The following is a 19,049-nucleotide window of genomic DNA, read 5'->3' on the forward strand; positions in this document are numbered from 1 at the left end:
TCCCACACTGGATCTATAGCACTCACAGAATTCCTGTGGGAGCGAGCCTGCTCGCGATGGGGCCAGCCCAGACGCCACAAAAACCTGCTACTCCACCCGAGTCTCGCCACTGAACACCAAGGTATTGCGGCAACTGCGGCACAAATAGCGGCGCCCCTGACGTACCAGGCTGTGACGCTGGGCCGAGAAGGGGAAGTCGCTGCCGTCGCAGGGGCATTTGTAGATGTAGCGGGTCACGCTGCGGCGCTTGATCTCGTAGGTATGGCAGCGGTTGGGCGGCAGTTCGTACACGCCGCGCATGATCAGTTGCCACTCTTCACCATGAGGCTGAATGCGTTCGCCGAATAGCTGATGGGCAATCAGGTGCGCAACCTCGTGGGCGACGGTCTGCTTGAGAAAGTCTTCGGCGTTTTCCCGGTACAACTGTGGATTGAAGCGCAGCAGATTCTCATGCAGGTGCGCGACACCGGCCTTCTGGCCACGCAATTTGAAGCTGACCACGGGACGTTTGAAAGGACGTTTGAAAAAGGTTTCGGCTTGTTGGTAACACTCTTCGACGCGGGTATTGAGTTGCTCAAGCATGCTGTACGGGTCTCCAGAGGCTTGAGTATGCCGCAAGCGCCGGCCGTTGCGAATCGCCCAGACGCCCAGTGGTCGTTTCGCCAGCGCCAAACACAGGAAGGCCGCCTTGCGGCGGCCTGTATTGGCAGATATTGCTTTGTTTTCAGAAGGGAACCCTGAGCGGGTTCGAACCCTTCAGTTGGTATACACCGGACCGACGCCCAGCCCCCAGACAATCACCGTAAACGCCATGATAGCCACCAGCACCACCAGACCCACGGCGAGCACCGAACTGGAAAACAGAAAACCCTCGTCCTGAGGAATATTCATGAAAGTGGGCAGGCCCACATACAGCAGGTAGACGGTGTAGCAGATCGCTGCCGTACCGACGATCATCCCCAGCCACATGTGCGGATAGAGCGCCGCCAGGCCGCCGATGAACAAGGGGGTCGCGGTGTAAGTGGCGAATGCGACGCAGCGCGCCAGGCTCGGGTTGGCGTCATAGGTACGGGCCATCCAGTGCACGAAGGCGCCCATCACCGCCACACCGCCCAACATGGCGAGGTACGACATGATGGTCATCCACAGCGCACTTTCCTGAGTCAGCATCACCGGAGGCCGATTACCGATGACCCATCCCACCTGCGTGGTGCCGATAAACGCCGATACCGCGGGAATGGCCGCCAGGATCAGCGTGTGGGTGAGGTACATGTGGCTGATGCTTTCCTCCTGATCGCCACGGATTTCTTTCCATTCTTGATCAGGGTGGGTAAAGAGCCCCACGACATGATGGATCATAGTCAGTCACTCCTTTGTTATTGCCATCGCCCCCCAACGGAGCGCCTACGGGCCAAACGGCCGAGTAAGTACAGGTCTGTAAGTGTGTGCGACCTTATGTCGCAGTATAGAAAGGAGTTCTCGCCAGGGGGATGGGGGGCTTAGAGCAAATCGCGCTGTAGGCGACGGTGTTAATCGCCGATGGGTCTGTCTACATCGTCTTTGACGAACACACTGGCGTTGTGGCGAGGGGATTTATCCCCGCTGGGCTGCGCAGCAGCCCTCTGAGTCGGTCTGATGCCCCGCAGTAGTCTTTGGATAATGGGGCTGCTTCGCAGCCCAGCGGGGATAAATCCCCTCGCCACAAAAGGGCATGTCATCAGCCTTCGCCGACGGCGGATTTTTTGCGTAAAATGCCGGCCTTTCGTCACACCTCACGGATTTCGCGTCATGGGCACTCTTACGGTCAACCAGAACAAACTGCAAAAGCGCCTGCGCCGCCAGGCCGGTGAGGCGGTCGCTGATTTCAATATGATTGAAGACGGCGACAAGGTCATGGTTTGCCTGTCCGGCGGCAAGGACAGCTACACCTTGCTCGATGTGCTGATGCATTTGCAGAAGGTTGCGCCGATCAAGTTCGACATTGTCGCGGTGAACATGGACCAGAAGCAGCCCGGTTTCCCCGAGCATGTGTTGCCGGCCTACCTTCAATCGCTGGGCGTGGAATATCACATCGTCGAGAAGGACACCTATTCGGTGGTCAAGGAGCTGATCCCGGAAGGCAAGACCACTTGCTCGCTGTGCTCACGCCTGCGACGCGGCACGCTCTACACCTTTGCCGACCAGATCGGCGCGACAAAGATGGCCCTGGGGCACCACCGCGACGACATCGTCGAGACCTTTTTCCTCAACATGTTCTACAACGGCTCGCTCAAAGCCATGCCGCCCAAGCTGCGCGCCGATGACGGGCGCAACGTGGTGATCCGCCCGCTGGCCTACTGCAGCGAGAAAGACATCCAGGCCTATTCAGACTTCAAGCAGTTCCCGATCATCCCTTGCAACCTGTGCGGCTCCCAGGAAAACCTGCAACGCCAGGTGGTCAAGGAGATGCTGCAGGAGTGGGAGCGCAAGACCCCGGGCCGTACCGAGAGCATTTTCCGCGGCTTGCAGAACGTCGTTCCGTCGCAACTGGCGGACCGTAACCTGTTCGACTTCACCAACCTGCGCATCGACGAAAGCGCCACGCCGCGATTCGTCAACGTGGTGAACCTCTGACGAACTCAGCGGCTCCTATTCACGGCGCTCGTGGCCAGGCCACTTAGAGCGCCGTTTTCATTTCCGACCCCAGGAGAGGGCATGCGCGATTACAAGTGGCTGCACGAGTATTGTCTGAACCGCTTCGGTTCGGCGGCTGAACTGGAAGCCCACCTGCCTGTTCCCAAGACCCCGGCCCAACTACGCAAGATCAGCGACGACCGCTACCTTTCGACCATGGCGCTGCGGGTGTTTCGCGCCGGGCTCAAGCACAGCCTGGTGGACGCCAAGTGGCCGGCGTTCGAGGAAGTGTTTTTCAAGTTCGACCCGGAAAAAGTCGTGCTGATGAGCGCCGAGCACCTGGAGCGGCTGATGCAGGACGCGCGGATCATCCGTCACTTGGGCAAGCTCAAGAGCGTGCCGCGCAACGCGCAATTGATACTGGACGTGGCCCATGAAAAAGGCAGCTTTGGCGCGCTGATCGCCGACTGGCCGGTGACCGACATCGTAGGCCTGTGGACCTACCTGAAAAAGCACGGCCATCAACTGGGCGGTCTGTCGGCTCCGCGTTTCCTGCGGATGATGGGCAAGGACACTTTTGTGCCCAGTTATGACGTGGTGGCGGCGCTCAATGCGCAGGACATCATCGACAAAGTTCCCACCAGCCTGCGGGATCTGGCGACGGTGCAGCAGGCCTTCAACCAGTGGCATGAAGAGAGTGGTGGAAGGCCCATGAGCCAGATTTCGATGATGCTGGCGTATACCGTCAATCATTGAGGCCGCATCGCGAGCAGGCTCGCTCCCACAGGGGATCTGTGAACGCCACAAATCTCATGTGGGAGCGAGCCTGCTCGCGATAGCCATCTATCAGGCGACGGAAATCTCGCCTTCTCCAGCCAACCGCCGGTTCAACTGAAACCGCCAGCGCACATACAGCAGCGCCGAGCAGAACACCGCCACGCTCGCCGCCATTTCCAGCAAACCGAACACCTGTCGGTTCGGGTCATAGGCCGCCAGCGCGCCTTTGATGAAGTACAGGTTTACCACAAAGCACATCCACGAATGCCCGCGGGGGCTGCCGCTGATCATGCCTGGCGCCAGTATCAGCAGCGGCACCAGCTCGATCAGCAGAATCACCCAGGGGCGCGCGCCGTGCAGGTCGGCGATCAGCAGGTAATACACACAGAGCAACCCCACCAGCCCGAAAAAGCACAGCAGGCTCAGGACCCGGGCGATGCGTACCCGCGGTTCCAGCCACTGAATGGGCGGCAGGATTTTCGGCTTCTTAGCCACGGCCGTTCTCCAGCAGTAGGGCGGTTTTTGCCAGGCGCAAGCCCAGTGCCCGGCACAGCGCCACTTCATGTTCGTTCAAGCCGCTTTTACCGTCGGCCCCGGCGTGATGGCTCGGGCCGTACGGCGTGCCTCCGCCCTCGGTTTCGATCAAGGCTGACTCGCTGTAGGGCAGGCCGGTGATCAGCATGCCGTGGTGCAACAGCGGCAGCATCATCGACAGCAAAGTGGTTTCCTGGCCGCCATGCAGGCTCGCGGTGGAAGTGAACACACCGGCCGGCTTGCCCACGAGGGCGCCGGTCAGCCACAGGTTGCTGGTGCCATCGAGAAAGTATTTTAGCGGCGCGGCCATGTTGCCGAAACGGGTCGGACTGCCCAGGGCCAGGCCGGCGCAGTTTTTCAGGTCATCGAGGCTGGCGTACAGCGGGCCTTGTTCGGGAATGTCCGGCGATACCGCTTCGCACTCGGCGGAAATCGCCGGCACCGTGCGCAACCGCGCTTCCAGCCCGGCCTGCTCGATGCCCCGGGCGATCTGCCGGGCCATTTCGTTGGTCGAGCCACTGCGGCTGTAATACAACACCAGAATGTACGGTGTGCTCACGGCAGGATCTCCAGGATCTTCTCTGGCGGGCGGCCGATCACGGCCTTGTCAGCGGTTTCCAGAATCGGTCGTTCCATGAGTTTGGGGTGAGCGGCGATGGCGGCGATCAGTTGGGACTGGCTCAGGTTTTCATCGGCCAGGTTCAGGGTCTTGTATTCGTCCTCACCGGTGCGCAGCAGTTGCCGGGCAGTGATGCCGAGCTTGGCCAACAGGCGTTCCAACTGCGCTTCGTCGAGCGGGGTTTCCAGGTAGCGGACCACGGTGGGCGTCAGGCCACGGGCCTCCAACAGTTCCAGCGCACCGCGGGATTTGGAGCAGCGCGGGTTGTGATATAGCGTCAGATCGGTCATGAGCGGGTCGCATCTTGCGTAAGGTGGCGGCTATTCTACTGTGTCGCGAGGTACCAGGCACCTGAGACGGGCGCGTTCGAAAACGGTGGGCCGCGCCGACGTTCACATTCAATACAAGGATTGGCACATGGCAAGGCGATTGACGACGGCACTGGCATTCATGGGGATTTTATTGCTCGCCGGCTGCGGGAATGACTACGGAGTTGACCAGAACGGCCAGGCTATCGCCTCAAAACGGCTGGACAAACAGTGGGTGGTGCTCAACTACTGGGCCGAGTGGTGCGCACCGTGCCGTACCGAAATCCCCGAGTTCAATGCCCTGGCCGAACAGCTCAAGGGCCGTAACGTGGGGGTGTTCGGGGTCAATTTTGATCAGGTGCAAGGTGAGGAGCTCAAGAGCGCCAGCGAGAAAATGGGCATCGGCTTCACCGTGCTGGCCCGTGACCCGGCCGACTTTTTTGATATCCCGCGCAGCGAAGGGTTACCGGTGACTTACATCATCGACAACCAGGGCAAGGTGCGCGAGCAGATGCTGGGGGAACAGACGGCGGCGGGGGTGATGGCCAAGCTTGAGGCGTTGCAGGCGTTCAAGTAACCCCTCTTTGTGGCAATGAGCAAGGAGGCAAGGAGGCTTTTGTGGCGAGGGAGCTTGCTCCCGCTGGGCTGCGAAGCAGCCCCAAAAGTGACCTGCCACCCGCGCAATCTCAGATAGAACAGAGGGGGCCGCTGCGCAGCCCAGCGGGAGCAAGCTCCCTCGCCACGGGTGCAACCTATGTCTGTGTTTTAACGGGTCTCAACCTTCCTCCAGCCACCACCGCAGGGGCTTGCCTTGGGCCGGCCAGAAGCGCATTTGCTCGATGGGCGAGATGTCCCAGCGTTCGACCTTTTCCAGGGCCTGCAAAAAGCGCGTCTCCTGCTCCATCAGCGCCGGGGCGCAGAGTTTGCGGGTGCTGCCGATCTTGCCGAAGCTCAATCGGTGGCCTTCCAGGGTGTAGGGCGCGAACCAGTGGTTACAGCCGCCGTTGCCGTAGGCCCGACCGTCGTCCCCGAGGGTGATGGTCAGGTTGCTGTAGTCCATCAAGGGCCGTTCGCCAATCCATTCCAGGATGTAGCTGCGGTTTTGCTGCAATTGCACCGGCTCGGCGGCGCAACCCATCAGGCCGGCGCCGATCAGCGCGGTCAGGGCCAGGCGTTTCATCAGGCGGCTTCCTGGCAGGTCGGGCACAGGTGTTTTTCACCGACGGTGGTCCAGCCCAGCTCGGCAATGCGCGCGGTGGCGGCCGGCTTCTGCGCCTTGACGCCGAGCTTGGCGTCGACGGCAAATTCAAAGCTCAGTTGCTTGGCGCAGCGGTCGCAGTTGACCTGCCAGGTGTGGATCGCCAGCTCCCCGAACACCGGGCCGGTGGTCATGGCGGTCCATTGACCCATGGGCTTGAGCAAGTGCCGAACGGTGTCCACGGTCAGGCGCATGGACAAGTCCTTGCTGCCTTTGAGGGTGACGAGCAGTACATCGTTGGCCTGAATCGAACCGCCGTTGCCGGTGACCTGATAACGGCCCGGCGCCAGGGCGCGGACCTCGGTCAGGGTGTGTTGCGGGTTCATCAGGGTGTAGCGGAAATCGTGTTCGGCCATGGGTCCTCCAGATAGGCGCGATATGCTAGCACGGGCCATGGGTTGGGATGATCCAGGCGACGAAATCCCCTGTGGGAGCGAGCCTGCTCGCGATAGCGGGGCGTCAGTCGACGCCATGCTGACAGGCCCATCGTAATCGCGAGCAGGCTCGCTCCCACAAGGGTAATGCTCAGCTGTCCACCAGGTTTTGTGGGGTGCCGGCGGCCCAGGCGCCGATGTTGTCCAGGGTTGTCGCGGCGATGGCGGCCAACGCTTCATGGGTCAGGAAGGCCTGATGCGCGGTGACCACCACGTTGGGGAACGTCAGCAACCGAGCCAGCACATCATCCTGCAAGGGCAGGTCGGAGCGGTCCTCGAAGAACAGTTGCGCTTCTTCCTCATAGACATCCAGCCCCAAATAGCCCAACTGACCGCTTTTCAACGCCTCGATCAAGGCGGGTGTGTCCACCAGGCCGCCGCGTCCGGTGTTGATCAGCATCGCGCCACGTTGCATGGCAGCCAATGAATCGGCGTTGATCAAATGTCGGCTCTGCTCGTTGAGCGGGCAATGCAGGCTGATGATCTGTGCTTGCGCCAGCAGATCGGCCAAGGGCAGGTAGCGAGCGCCCAGGGCTTGGACCTGCGGGTTGGGGGACGGATCGTAGGCCAATAACCGGCAGCCGAAGCCGGCCATGATCCGCGCGAACGTCGCGCCGATCTGCCCGGTGCCGATCACGCCGACCGTCTTGCCCACCAGATCGAAACCGGTCAGCCCATGGAGGCTGAAATTGCCGTCCCGGGTGCGGTTGTAAGCGCGATGCAAGCAGCGATTGAGGGCCATGATCAGCGCCACGGCATGCTCGGCCACGGCATGGGGCGAATACGCCGGCACCCGGACGATACTCAACCCCAGCCGTTTGGCAGCGGCCAGGTCGACATGGTTATAGCCGGCCGAGCGCAGGGCGATCAGCCGCGTGCCGCCCTGTGCCAGCCGCTCCAGCACCGGGGCACTCAGGTCGTCGTTGATGAAGGCACACACCACTTCATGGTGTTCGGCCAGGGCCACGGTGTCGAGGTTCAGGCGTGCCGGCTGAAACTGCAGTTCAAGGCCAGCGGGCGCCGGGGTTTTGCTGAAACTGTCGCGGTCGTAGGTCTGGCTGCTGAAAAGAATCGCGCGCATGGCGGCCTCCTGGCACAAAAGATAAGCCTCTAGGCGTTTAGATTTTCCTTGATCCCGGGTTTTGGGCAATTGCCCTGGATCAGGCGCTGATGCGTGCCTCGTTAGCCAGGCGGTCGATGGCACGCTCCAGTTCCTGCAGAGCGGCCTCGGCCTTGGGGTCCTGTTGTTTGAGCAGGGTCTCGCTGCGCTGGCAGGCGGCGCGCAATTGCGGTACGCCGCAGTAGCGAGTGGCGCCATGCAGGCGGTGGACCCGTTCGATCAGGGCGTTGTGATCATTGGCCTCGCTGGCCTGGCGAATCGCTTCGCGGTCGGCTTCCAGGGACGCCAGCAGCATTGCCAGCATGTCCGCCGCCAGATCGGCCTTGCCGGCGGCCAGGCGCAGGCCTTCTTCATGATCGAGCACCAGCAGTTCGCTGCCGCCCTGAGCGTCGGTGCTCCGGTCCGGCGCCTGGTTACGCAGGGCCAGGCCGGTCCATTTAAGCACCACCTGGGCCAGTTGCCGTTCGCTGATGGGCTTGGTCAGGTAGTCATCCATGCCACTTTGCAGCAGGGCGCGTTTTTCGTTGGCCATGGCGTGGGCGGTGAGGGCGACGATTGGCAGCGGCGTGCAATGACGCTCGCTTTCCCATTGGCGGATCGCCTCGGTGCTCTGGCGACCGTCCATGCCGGGCATCTGGACATCCATCAGCACCAGGTCGAAGGTTTCCTTTTGCACGGCCTTGACCGCCGCATAACCGCTTTCCACCGCCAGCACCTTGGCGCCCATGTCTTCGAGCAGCGTTTGCACCAACAGCAGGTTGGCCGGGTTGTCGTCCACGCACAGCACTTTGGGCGCGCGGCTGCCCACCGGTTCGTTGGGTTCGTTGCGGGGCGGGCGCGGGTTGACCAGGTCGGAAAGCGAGCGGCGCAACTTGCGCGTGCAGGCCGGCTTGGCCTGCAACTGGCTGTGGGGGTTGGGCACGGAGAGGTGGTACAGCGTCTGTTCAGTGGTGGGGCACAGCACCAGTACCTTGCAGCCCAGATGCTCAAGATCCCAGATGTGCTGGCTGAGGCGTTCCGGCGGCATGTCGTTGCTGGTGATGCCCAGCACCGCCAGGTCGATCGCCTGATCGGTCTGGTGGGCGACGGTCACGCCGTTGGTCAGGTTTTCCAGGGTGTTGAAGGGTGTCACCACCAGACCGCAGTCCTCGAGCTGGTGTTGCAGGGCCTGACGGGCCAGTTCATGGTTTTCCAGCACCGCTACGCGCCGACCCAGTAGCGGCGGGCCAGGCAAATCTTCGGCGTCGTCACGGGTCTTGGGCAGGCGCAGGCTGATCCAGAACTCCGAGCCTTCGCCCGGCGTGCTGTCCACGCCGATTTCGCCACCCATCTGCTCCACCAGGCGCTTGGAAATCACCAGGCCCAAGCCGGTGCCACCCGGTTGCCGGGACAAGGAATTGTCGGCCTGGCTGAACGCCTGGAACAGGGCCCGCACGTCCTGGTTCGACAGGCCGATACCGGTGTCCTGAATGCTGATGCGCAGTTGCACGCTGTCTTCGTGTTCGTCTTCCATCATGGCGCGGGCGATGATGGTGCCTTCGCGGGTGAACTTGATGGCATTGCTCACCAGGTTGGTCAGGATCTGCTTGAGGCGCAGCGGATCGCCCACCAGCGACAGGGGCGTGTCCCTGTAGACCAGGCTCACCAGCTCCAGTTGTTTGGCGTGGGCGGCGGGGGCGAGGATGGTCAGGGTGTCCTGCAACAAGTCCCGCAGGTTGAACGGAATGTTGTCCAGCACCAGTTTGCCGGCCTCGATCTTCGAGAAGTCGAGGATCTCGTTGATGATGCCCAGCAGGCTGTCGGCGGATTTTTCAATGGTGCCCAGGTAATCGAGCTGACGCGGGGTCAATTCGCTTTTCTGCAGCAGATGGGTGAAGCCGAGGATGCCGTTGAGCGGCGTACGGATTTCATGGCTCATGTTCGCCAGGAATTCGGACTTGATCCGGCTCGCTTCCAGGGCTTCCTTACGGGCCAGGTCCAGCTCGATGTTCTGGATCTCGATGGTCTCCAGATTCTGGCGCACGTCTTCAGTGGCCTGGTCGATGCTGTGCTGCAACTCTTCCTGGGCATTCTGCAAGGTGCTGGCCATGCGATTGATGCCCGACGCCAGCTCATCCAGTTCCTGGCTGCCCAGAGGCGGCAGACGGGTTTCCAGGTGACCGTCCTTGAGTTGCGCCACGGCTTGCTTGATCTGGCTCAGGGGTCGGTTGATCGTGCGACCCATACGCAACGCCAGCAGTGCGGTCAGGCACAGGCCGGCGCTGATCAACAGCAGGCTGGCGAACAGGCTGCGATAGCCGCGCAGCAACATGCCACTGTGGGACAACTCTAGTTCGACCCAACCCAGCAGCCGATCGGCCTCTTCGGGAATCAGCTCGCCGGCCAGGTTGCGGTGCTTGCCGAATACTGGCAGCAGGTAACGCGTGGCATCGTTGCCGGTGCGTTGCAGCAATTGGGCACTGTTGCCCTCCGGGGCTCGGTTGAGCATCGTCGGGCCGGCGTGGGCCAGCGATGTGCGATCGGGAGCCAGGAAGGTCACGGCGCGCACATCCGCTTGCTCGAGGGACTGGGTGGCGATCCGCTCCAGCAGATCGGTGTCCTGGTGGCTCATGGCCGGGGCGACCAGCGGCGCCAGCTGTTCGGCGATCATCTCGCCACGCTGCAGCAACTGGGCATGCAAGTCCGATTGCTGCATCCAGGTGAAGTAGCCGCCCAGGACCAGCGCCATCAGGCTGGTCGGCAACAGGGTCAGCAACAGCACGCGGCCTTTGATTCCCAGTTTCTTGAGCACACTTTTCTCCTGCATCCAGCGGTCTGTTTGAGCTTTGCGCGCATCCGGCACGCAATACCTGCGCAGTGTAGCGACTTGCGGGCAGGCAATCTTCGTAAAATTGATGTCGCCGTGCATCGGTCTCGCCGGTTGCCGTGCCTCGGCGATCCCTTCAATCAGGATTTCTGAGTGGCAGCTTGCAGCCCACTTTCGTTGCTTATTCCCATAAGCCATAACCACCACACTTTGCGTGATATGGCCTGGCAAGGTTTGCCGGTATGATAGGCGCCCCCGCAGTCCGGATTGCGAATACGCCATGACCGTGCAGTACCCCACTATCGCCGATTGCGTCGGCAACACTCCGCTGGTTCGTTTGCAGCGCCTGCCTGGCGTGACCAGCAACACGCTTTTGCTCAAGCTCGAAGGGAATAACCCGGCGGGTTCGGTCAAGGACCGGCCGGCGCTGTCGATGCTCACCCGTGGCGAATTGCGCGGGCAGATCCGCCCCGGCGATACGCTGATCGAGGCGACTTCCGGTAACACCGGCATCGCCCTGGCCATGGCGGCGGCGATCAAGGGCTACAAGATGATCCTGATCATGCCCGACAACTCCAGTGCCGAGCGCAAGGCCGCAATGACCGCCTATGGCGCCGAATTGATCCTGGTGAGCAAAGACGAAGGCATGGAGGGCGCCCGGGACCTGGCCGAGCGGATGCAGGCCGAGGGTCGCGGCAAGGTGCTCGACCAGTTCGCCAATGGTGACAACCCCGAAGCCCACTACACCACCACTGGCCCTGAGATCTGGCGCCAGACCGATGGCACCATCACCCATTTCGTCAGCTCGATGGGCACCACCGGCACCATCATGGGCACCTCGCGCTATTTGAAAGAACAGAACCCGAACGTGCAGATCATCGGCCTGCAACCGATGGAAGGCTCGGCCATCCCCGGCATCCGTCGCTGGCCCGAGGAGTATCTGCCGAAAATCTACCAGGCCGACCGCGTGGACCGCATTATCGACATGGCCCAGAGCGAGGCGGAGGACATCACCCGTCGTCTGGCCCGTGAAGAAGGCATCTTTTGCGGCGTGTCTTCGGGCGGTGCCGTGGCGGGCATGCTGCGCTTGTCCCAGGAAGTCGAAAACGCGGTCATTGTCGCGATCATCTGCGACCGCGGCGACCGCTACTTGTCGACCGGCATTTTCGACGCGCCCAACTGATGGCCAAGCAAGAAAGAGGTCTGCGCTTCCAGCCCAGCGGCGGAAGCCGGGCCCCGCAGGTGCCCATCGGAAAGAAGCAGCGCTTGACCATCGAACGCTTGGCCAACGATGGCCGGGGCATTGCCTTTCTGGACGGGCGCACCTGGTTCGTGATCGGCGCCCTGGCCGGCGAAGAGGTCGAGGCGCGGGTGCTGGGGGCCCATGGCAAAGTGGTCGAGGTCCGCACTGAGCGAGTGTTCCTGTCCAGTGAACTGCGCCGTGCGGCGCCGTGCGTGCATGCCGGTCGCTGCGGCGGTTGCAGCGTCCAGCATTTGCCCCACAACGAACAGCTCGCCCTGAAACAGCGCATGCTCGCCGAGCAGTTGTCGCGGGTCGCCGGCGTGCAGCCGGATGAATGGGCTGCGCCATTGAGCGGGCCGGAACTGGGTTACCGGCGTCGTGCCCGCGTGGCGGTGCGCTGGGATCAGAAGGCAAAAAAACTCGAAGTGGGTTTTCGTGCCGTCGGCAGCCAGGACATCGTGGCCATCGGCGATTGCCCGGTACTGGTACAACCCTTGCAGCCGATCATGAGTCGCTTGCCGGACATGCTCCGTCGCCTGAGCAAGCCCCAGGCGCTGGGACATGTGGAATTGTTCGCTGGCTCGTCCCTGGCGGTGTTGCTGCGGCACGTGTCGCCACTGTCGGCGCCTGACCTGACGATTCTCAAGGATTTCTGCGCCGCCCACCAAGCCCAGTTGTGGCTGCAGGGTGAGGGCGAGCCGCAACCGGTCGAACCGGGACAGACGCTGGGTTATCGCCTTGAGGCCTGGGACCTGGAGCTGGCTTACCGGCCGGGGGATTTCATCCAGGTCAATGCCGGGGTCAACGAGGCGATGGTGGCCCAAGCCCTGGAGTGGCTCGCGCCCCGAGCCGAGGAGCGGGTGCTGGACTTGTTCTGCGGCCTGGGCAACTTTGCCTTGCCCCTGGCCAAGGCGGTGCGCCAAGTGGTGGCGGTGGAAGGTGTACAGGCCATGGTTGACCGCGCGGCGGCCAATGCCGTCAGCAACAATTTGAATAACACTGCCTTTTTTCAGGCCGATTTATCCCAGCCGTTGTCGGCTGCCGAGTGGGTCGGCGAAGGCTTTTCTGCGGTACTCTTGGACCCTCCCCGCGACGGTGCTTTCGAGGTGGTGCGCAAACTGGCATCCCTGGGCGCCAGGCGGTTGGTATATGTATCGTGCAACCCGGCAACTTTGGCCCGGGACACGGTCGAATTGATCAAGCAGGGCTACCGGTTAAAACGTGCCGGGATTCTCGATATGTTTCCTCAGACGGCACATGTCGAGGCCATGGCGTTATTTGAAGCGAGCCAGGATGGCTTGTCCGACTGACCCGTTCGTGCCAACCGCCATAGCCCTGGGCGGGGACACGGGCAACGAAGGTCAGCGTTATTGACGCATTGAATCTGCGTCATAGGGAAGGTATGTAAAGATGGTACAGGTGAGAGCACACCAGCCGATCAACACCGACGGCAGTATCAATCTCGAGGCTTGGCTCGATCACGCGGTCAGTATCGACACGGCACTGGATCGCGAAGCCTTGAAAGAAGCCTGCGAGTTCGCGCGTGAAGCGGAACAGCAGCACAACGCGGCGAAGAACCTCTGGTCCGAAGGCACCTCGAGTTTTCAGACGGGCCTTGAGATCGCCGAAATCCTTGCTGACCTCAAGCTCGACCAGGACTCCCTGGTGGCTGCGGTGCTATACCGCGGTGTGCGTGAAGGGCAGATCCAATTGCCGGTCGTCAGCCAGCGCTTCGGTACGGTGGTCGCCAAGCTGATCGACGGCGTGCTGCGGATGGCGGCGATCAGTGCCAGTCTCAGTCCGCGCCAGTCCATGGTCCTGGGCACCCAGGGCCAGGTGGAGAACCTGCGCAAGATGCTGGTGGCCATGGTCGACGACGTGCGCGTTGCACTGATCAAACTGGCCGAACGCACCTGCGCGATCCGCGCGGTGAAATCCGCAGACGACGAAAAGCGCAACCGCGTCGCCCGGGAAGTGTTCGACATCTACGCCCCCCTGGCCCATCGCCTTGGCATCGGCCATATCAAGTGGGAGCTGGAGGACCTGTCCTTCCGCTACCTGGAGCCCGACCAGTACAAGCAGATCGCCAAGTTGCTGCATGAGCGGCGCCTGGATCGCGAGCGCTTCATCACGGATGTGATGACCCAGCTGAGGGAAGAATTGCAGGCCACGGGCGTGGAGGCCGACATCAGCGGCCGAGCCAAGCACATCTATTCGATCTGGCGCAAAATGCAGCGCAAAGGCCTGGAATTCAGCCAGATCTACGACGTTCGCGCCGTTCGCGTACTGGTCCCGGAAATGCGCGACTGCTACACCGCGCTGGGTATCGTGCACACCTTGTGGCGGCACATTCCCAAGGAGTTCGACGACTACATCGCCAACCCGAAGGAAAACGGCTATCGCTCGCTGCACACGGCGGTGATCGGTCCGGAGGGCAAGGTGCTGGAAGTGCAGATTCGCACCCACGCCATGCACGAGGAAGCCGAGCTGGGGGTTTGCGCCCATTGGAAATACAAGGGCACCGACGTCAAGTCGGGCTCCAACCACTACGAAGAGAAAATCTCCTGGCTGCGTCAGGTGCTCGAGTGGCATGAAGAGCTCGGTGATATCGGCGGTCTCGCCGAACAATTGCGGGTCGATATCGAGCCGGATCGGGTCTACATCTTCACCCCCGACGGCCACGCCATCGACCTGCCCAAGGGCGCCACGCCGCTGGACTTTGCCTATCGCGTCCACACCGAGATCGGCCACAACTGCCGTGGCGCCAAGATCAACGGGCGGATCGTGCCGCTCAACTACAGCCTGCAAACCGGTGAGCAGGTCGAGATCATCACCAGTAAACACGGCACGCCGAGCCGCGACTGGCTGAACCCGAACCTGGGCTACATCACCACATCGCGAGCGCGGGCGAAAATCGTTCACTGGTTCAAATTGCAGGCCCGCGACCAGAACGTCGCCGCCGGCAAGACTTTGCTCGAGCGCGAACTCAGTCGCCTGGGCCTGCCGCAGGTGGATTTCGACAAGCTGGCCGAAAAGGCCAACATGAAGACCGCCGAAGACATGTTCGCCGCCCTCGGTGCCGGCGACTTGCGCCTGGCGCAACTGGTCAACCTGGCCCAGCAACTGGTGGAGCCGGAACGCGGCAACGAGCAGTTGGAGCTGATCCCGCGCAAAGCCACCGGCTACAAACCGGGCAAGCGCGGCGACATCCAGATCCAGGGCGTGGGCAACCTGATGACCCAGATGGCCGGCTGCTGCCAGCCGTTGCCTGGGGATGCGATCGTCGGCTACATCACCCAGGGCCGTGGGGTGAGCATCCACCGCCAGGACTGTGCTTCGGTGCTGCAACTGGCCGGCCGTGAGCCGGAGCGGATCATCCAGGTCAGTTGGGGCCCGGTGCCGGTGCTCACCTACCCGGTGGACATCATCATCCGCGCCTACGACCGTTCCGGCCTGCTGCGTGACGTGTCCCAGGTGTTGTTGAACGAGCGGATCAACGTGTTGGCGGTCAACACCCGTTCGAACAAGGAAGACAACACGGCGCTGATGTCCCTGACCATCGAGATTCCGGGATTGGATGCGCTGGGGCGGTTGCTGGGGCGGATTTCCCAACTGCCGAACATCATCGAGACCCGGCGTAATCGCACGCCGGGTTAAGCGCGGTCCAAATGTGGGAGCGAGCCTGTGGGAGCAAAGCTTGCTCGCGATAGCGGTGGATCAGTTCCGACATACGTTGGGGCCACCACCTCAATCGCGAGCAAGCTGCTCCCACAGGCATACTCCCAGTGGATTATTTCCCACAGGGTGATTTGTGATGAGTTGGATTGATGTACAGCCTTGAAGACCTGCTCCATCTGATGAACCGTCTGCGCGACCCGCAGTACGGGTGTCCGTGGGACATCAAGCAGACCTACGCGACCATCGTCCCCCATACCCTGGAAGAAGCCTACGAAGTGGCCGATGCCATTGAGCGTGGCGACTTCGATCACTTGCAGGGTGAGCTGGGCGACCTGTTGTTTCAGGTGGTGTATTACAGCCAGTTGGCGCGGGAGGAAAACCGCTTCGAATTCGCCGGCGTGGTCGATAGCATCACCCGCAAGCTGATCCGCCGCCATCCCCATGTATTTCCTACCGGTGACCTCTACGCGCCCGTGGACATCCCGCGCCTGAGCGAAGAACAGGTCAAGCAGCGCTGGGAAGAAATCAAGGCCGAGGAGCGGGCCGAGAAGGCCTCGGCACCGGAGCAGCTGTCGTTGCTTGACGATGTACCCGTTGCCTTGCCGGCGTTGTCCCGCTCGGCGAAGTTGCAAAAACGTGCGGCTCAGGTCGGTTTCGACTGGCCAGGCCCGTTGCCGGTGCTCGACAAGGTCCGGGAGGAGCTGGACGAAGTCCTCGAAGCGATGGCTGACAACGATTCGGTGGCCATCAGCGATGAGATCGGCGACCTGCTGTTCAGCGTAGTGAACCTGGCCCGGCACCTGAAAATCGACCCGGAAACGGCCCTGCGTGACGCCAATGGGAAATTCGAGCGACGTTTCCGATTTATCGAACAGGCATTGCGCGACACCCACCGTCCCATGGAAGATTGCACCCTCGAAGAGTTGGACGCCTTATGGGGCGAAGCCAAACGTCAGGAAAAGAATTTGCCCAGCTGTGGCTGAGGCTGTTGCCTAAGTGAGTAAGCACCATGAGCCTTTCCCTTCGCGACCAGTTGCTCAAAGCAGGGCTGGTCAACCAAAAGCAGGCCAAGCAGGTCGGCAAAGAGAAACAGAAACAGCAGCGCCTGGCCCACAAGGGCCAGATCGAACTGGATGACTCCCAGCAGCGCGCCGCCCAAGAGGCCATGGCCGAGAAGGTCAAGCGCGATCAGGAACTCAACCGTCAGCAGCAGGAAAAAGCCGAGCAGAAAGCCCGGGCCGCGCAGATCAAGCAATTGATCGAAGTCTCGCGTTTGCCGAAGCTGACCACTGAGGATTATTACAACTTTGTCGACGACAAGAAGGTCAAGCGCATCTCGGTCAACACGCTGATGCGCAACAAGTTGAGCAGCGGCTCGCTGGCGATCGTCCATCATGCCGGCGGCTACGAAGTGATCCCGCGCGAAGCGGCCCTGAAGATCCAAGAGCGCGATCCCAAGCGCATCGTGCAGCTCAATACCCAGACCGAAGAAGTGGATGCTGATGATCCGTATGCGGCGTATCAGATCCCTGATGATTTGATGTGGTAAGGATGAACTGAACACTAAACTGTGGGAGCGAGCCTGCTCGCGATGGCGGTCTGTCAGCCAACATTGATGTCGCTGATCCACCGCTATCGCGAGCAGGCTCGCTCCCACAGAGATTCTTATCGTTCAGGATTCTGTCATTTCAGCCGAGCGCTGCCTTTCCTGGCATTCCAGCTCGGCTTTGTAGTTATGGGCATCCGTCTCGGAGTGGAACATCCCCACCAGCAGGTCCTGTTGGTGTACATCCCAGATGCGGATACCGGCGGCAATACCTTCGTGGGACATGTGAGCGTCATCGCGTTCAGTTACTTTCACAGTCATCTTGCAAGCTCCAATCTCTGTTATCTGCAGCAAGGCGTGTGCAGGACTTTGTTATAGATTTGGGTAGCCGGCTAAGTAAATGCCTGGGCCTGTTAAGAAAATTTCATGAAAAACTCAGCGATCCCGCAGGTCAGGCAATGCGCGGCATTCGGTCGCAGGGTGTTTTTCATGAAGAAGTTTTCATGTTTCGGGGGGGTGAAATGTCGGGCAGTCACCTTGTGGGAGCGAGCCTGCTCGCGATAACGGTGTATCAGTCAATACCGATGCCGGCTGACCTAGCGCTATCGCGAGCAGGCTCGCTCCCACCGATTCATCTTCCACAGCCTGACTTTGCGCGGGTGCAGTTTTAGTGTTCAGGAAATCCGCGCATAAAAAAGCCCCGCACTGGGCGGGGCTTCTCTTGATATCGGTGTGGATCAGCTGCCTTTGACAGCCTTGCCGTTGACCGTACCGTCCTGGAGCATGATGTTGTACTCCTTGCCGTCGGTCTCGACCTGTTGCAGGCGTACCAGCAGGTAATCCCAATCCTTGGCGAACCAGAGCACCGTGATGCGTTTGCTTTTTGTCGGGTCGCGCACGCGCTCGACCTTGATCGCGTCGATCTGGCCGGCTTTGGTATCGACCTTCTCCGGGCCCAGTACGCGGAAGTCGTAGGTGTCGATCTCGCCATCATCGACAACCTGATAACTCATGCTTTTCTTGCCGGCCGCCACGTCGTGCTGCAGGGCCAACTGATAAGTGGATTTATCGACCATGCCACGGTTGAGTGGCAGTTTGACCGGATCGCCGCGATCGGTGCCGGTGACCATCTTCGTGTTCCAGTCGAAATCCAGGTCGGCTTTCTTGGCCTTGCCCAAGCCGCCACGTTCAAAGTGGTAGGACTGTGGCAGCAGTGTGTCCTTGTCCAGGGTCAGGGTGCTTTCTTCCGTCAGGCTGGCGATCATCATCGAAGCCTTGAAGCTCAGCTTCCAGGTGCCGTTGGCCTCTTTGGTCAGGCTGCGCTCGGCGGTGCCGCTCATGGGCAGCTGTTTCCAGTCGGCGGTGTAGCTGGCGGAGAACGGTTGAAGGTCTGCGGCCTGTGCCAGGGGCAGGGCAAGCAGAGCGCAAGCGAAGAGCAGGGCGCGACGCATAAAATCTCCTAGTATCGAATCAAATGGCCGCTGGCGGCGAGCAACTGGCCGTCCAGTGAGGCACCGCGATCGTCGAGGGTCAGCCGGCCTTCGGCAAACCAACGCACGGCCATCGGGTAGATCTGGTGTTCCCGGGCGTGAACCCGTTGGGCCAGGCTTTGCGGCGTGTCGTGCAACTCTACCGGTATTACTGCCTGTACGACCAGTGGTCCGCCATCGAGTTCCTCGGTGACGAAGTGCACCGAGCAGCCATGCTCCGTGTCTCCGGCCTCCAGCGCGCGCTGGTGAGTGTGTAACCCTTTGTATTTGGGCAGCAGCGATGGATGGATATTGAACAGGCGGCCCTGGTAGTGACGCACGAAGCCGGCGCTGAGGATGCGCATGAAGCCGGCCAGGACCACCAGTTGCGGATTGAACGTGTCGATCTGTTCGATCAGCGCGGCATCGAAGGCTTCGCGGCCATCGAACGCTTTGTGATCCAGGACGCGGGTGTCGATACCCGCATCCCTGGCGCGTTGCAGGCCGTAGGCATCGGCGCGGTTGGAAATCACCGCGCGGATGCGGACCGGGCTATCGCCGGTCCGCGTGCTGTCGATCAGGGCCTGCAAGTTGCTGCCGGTGCCGGACAACAGCACCACGACATCACAGGTTGCAGACATCTG

General features: G+C 61.4%; 20 protein-coding genes. 8 read left to right on the forward strand and 12 right to left on the reverse strand.

The genetic code is table 11. The annotated features are described in order from the left end of the window. Positions 1-87: 87 nt before the first annotated feature. On the reverse strand, positions 88-582 hold the full coding sequence (locus HQ912_RS08000) for a SprT family zinc-dependent metalloprotease (RefSeq protein WP_047228744.1): 495 nt from the start codon (positions 580-582) through the stop codon (positions 88-90). Positions 583-756: 174 nt separating this feature from the next. After that, positions 757-1,359: a Yip1 family protein gene (locus HQ912_RS08005; protein ID WP_047228743.1), complete on the reverse strand. Its 603-nt coding sequence runs from the start codon at positions 1,357-1,359 to the stop codon at positions 757-759. Between the two features lie 429 nt (positions 1,360-1,788). On the opposite strand from HQ912_RS08005, the gene ttcA reads away from it, so the two are divergent. Then, on the forward strand, positions 1,789-2,613 hold the full coding sequence (gene ttcA / locus HQ912_RS08010) for a tRNA 2-thiocytidine(32) synthetase TtcA (RefSeq protein ID WP_076383752.1): 825 nt from the start codon (positions 1,789-1,791) through the stop codon (positions 2,611-2,613). Between the two features lie 81 nt (positions 2,614-2,694). After that, entirely contained in the window at positions 2,695-3,369 is a 675-nt protein-coding gene (locus HQ912_RS08015; RefSeq protein ID WP_076383753.1) for a DNA-3-methyladenine glycosylase I, read from the forward strand. A gap of 90 nt (positions 3,370-3,459) precedes the next feature. Here HQ912_RS08015 and HQ912_RS08020 read toward each other — a convergent pair whose 3' ends face one another. Genes HQ912_RS08020 through arsC form a run of 3 tightly spaced genes read right to left on the reverse strand, consistent with a single transcriptional unit; the run spans position 3,460 to position 4,833 of the window. After that, complete coding sequence (locus HQ912_RS08020) at positions 3,460-3,885, reverse strand: DUF2069 domain-containing protein (protein WP_076383754.1); 426 nt, start codon at positions 3,883-3,885, stop codon at positions 3,460-3,462. Further along, on the reverse strand, positions 3,878-4,483 hold the full coding sequence (gene wrbA / locus HQ912_RS08025; protein WP_047228739.1) for an NAD(P)H:quinone oxidoreductase: 606 nt from the start codon (positions 4,481-4,483) through the stop codon (positions 3,878-3,880). Before wrbA ends, HQ912_RS08020 begins: the two co-directional genes overlap by 8 nt. Then, entirely contained in the window at positions 4,480-4,833 is a 354-nt protein-coding gene (gene arsC, locus HQ912_RS08030) for an arsenate reductase (glutaredoxin) (RefSeq protein WP_107321733.1), read from the reverse strand. The genes wrbA and arsC overlap by 4 nt, the downstream gene beginning before the upstream one ends. 127 nt (positions 4,834-4,960) lie before the next feature. On the opposite strand from arsC, the gene HQ912_RS08035 reads away from it, so the two are divergent. After that, positions 4,961-5,428 (forward strand): TlpA family protein disulfide reductase, encoded by a 468-nt coding sequence (locus HQ912_RS08035; protein ID WP_047228737.1) that lies wholly within the window; start codon positions 4,961-4,963, stop codon positions 5,426-5,428. A 198-nt stretch (positions 5,429-5,626) separates the two neighbouring features. On the opposite strand, the gene HQ912_RS08040 is transcribed toward HQ912_RS08035, so the two are convergent. The 4 genes from HQ912_RS08040 to HQ912_RS08055 all read right to left on the reverse strand — a co-directional run bounded on the left by HQ912_RS08040 (position 5,627) and on the right by HQ912_RS08055 (position 10,454). Next, positions 5,627-6,031: an META domain-containing protein gene (locus tag HQ912_RS08040; RefSeq protein ID WP_047228736.1), complete on the reverse strand. Its 405-nt coding sequence runs from the start codon at positions 6,029-6,031 to the stop codon at positions 5,627-5,629. Next, positions 6,031-6,465 (reverse strand): hypothetical protein, encoded by a 435-nt coding sequence (locus HQ912_RS08045; protein ID WP_047228735.1) that lies wholly within the window; start codon positions 6,463-6,465, stop codon positions 6,031-6,033. The genes HQ912_RS08040 and HQ912_RS08045 overlap by 1 nt, the downstream gene beginning before the upstream one ends. A gap of 169 nt (positions 6,466-6,634) precedes the next feature. After that, positions 6,635-7,624, reverse strand: coding sequence for a 2-hydroxyacid dehydrogenase (locus HQ912_RS08050; protein WP_107321736.1), 990 nt, complete (start codon positions 7,622-7,624; stop codon positions 6,635-6,637). A 79-nt stretch (positions 7,625-7,703) separates the two neighbouring features. Beyond that, entirely contained in the window at positions 7,704-10,454 is a 2,751-nt protein-coding gene (locus HQ912_RS08055) for a response regulator (protein WP_076386570.1), read from the reverse strand. Between the two features lie 295 nt (positions 10,455-10,749). Between HQ912_RS08055 and cysM the strand changes: the two genes are divergently transcribed. The 5 genes from cysM (at position 10,750) to HQ912_RS08080 (ending at position 16,939) form a co-directional block, all read left to right on the forward strand. Beyond that, complete coding sequence (cysM, locus tag HQ912_RS08060; protein ID WP_047228733.1) at positions 10,750-11,652, forward strand: cysteine synthase CysM; 903 nt, start codon at positions 10,750-10,752, stop codon at positions 11,650-11,652. After that, complete coding sequence (gene rlmD / locus HQ912_RS08065) at positions 11,652-13,022, forward strand: 23S rRNA (uracil(1939)-C(5))-methyltransferase RlmD (protein ID WP_173406653.1); 1,371 nt, start codon at positions 11,652-11,654, stop codon at positions 13,020-13,022. The genes cysM and rlmD overlap by 1 nt, the downstream gene beginning before the upstream one ends. 100 nt (positions 13,023-13,122) lie before the next feature. Beyond that, positions 13,123-15,369, forward strand: a complete 2,247-nt coding sequence (relA, locus tag HQ912_RS08070; protein WP_047228731.1) for a GTP diphosphokinase — start codon at positions 13,123-13,125, stop codon at positions 15,367-15,369. Positions 15,370-15,539: 170 nt separating this feature from the next. Further along, positions 15,540-16,373: a nucleoside triphosphate pyrophosphohydrolase gene (gene mazG / locus HQ912_RS08075; RefSeq protein WP_047228730.1), complete on the forward strand. Its 834-nt coding sequence runs from the start codon at positions 15,540-15,542 to the stop codon at positions 16,371-16,373. Between the two features lie 26 nt (positions 16,374-16,399). Then, positions 16,400-16,939 (forward strand): DUF2058 domain-containing protein, encoded by a 540-nt coding sequence (locus HQ912_RS08080; RefSeq protein WP_030142404.1) that lies wholly within the window; start codon positions 16,400-16,402, stop codon positions 16,937-16,939. Positions 16,940-17,062: 123 nt separating this feature from the next. On the opposite strand, the gene HQ912_RS08085 is transcribed toward HQ912_RS08080, so the two are convergent. The 3 genes from HQ912_RS08085 to purN form a co-directional block, all read right to left on the reverse strand. Continuing rightward, complete coding sequence (locus HQ912_RS08085; RefSeq protein WP_047228729.1) at positions 17,063-17,257, reverse strand: hypothetical protein; 195 nt, start codon at positions 17,255-17,257, stop codon at positions 17,063-17,065. A 416-nt stretch (positions 17,258-17,673) separates the two neighbouring features. Further along, positions 17,674-18,387: a DUF3108 domain-containing protein gene (locus tag HQ912_RS08090; RefSeq protein ID WP_047228728.1), complete on the reverse strand. Its 714-nt coding sequence runs from the start codon at positions 18,385-18,387 to the stop codon at positions 17,674-17,676. An 8-nt stretch (positions 18,388-18,395) separates the two neighbouring features. Then, positions 18,396-19,046 (reverse strand): phosphoribosylglycinamide formyltransferase, encoded by a 651-nt coding sequence (gene purN / locus HQ912_RS08095; protein ID WP_173406654.1) that lies wholly within the window; start codon positions 19,044-19,046, stop codon positions 18,396-18,398. Positions 19,047-19,049 lie beyond the last annotated feature (3 nt).

The sequence above is a fragment of the Pseudomonas sp. MPDS genome (genome assembly GCF_013283895.1).
GTDB classification, from domain to species: Bacteria; Pseudomonadota; Gammaproteobacteria; order Pseudomonadales; family Pseudomonadaceae; genus Aquipseudomonas; species Aquipseudomonas rhizophila.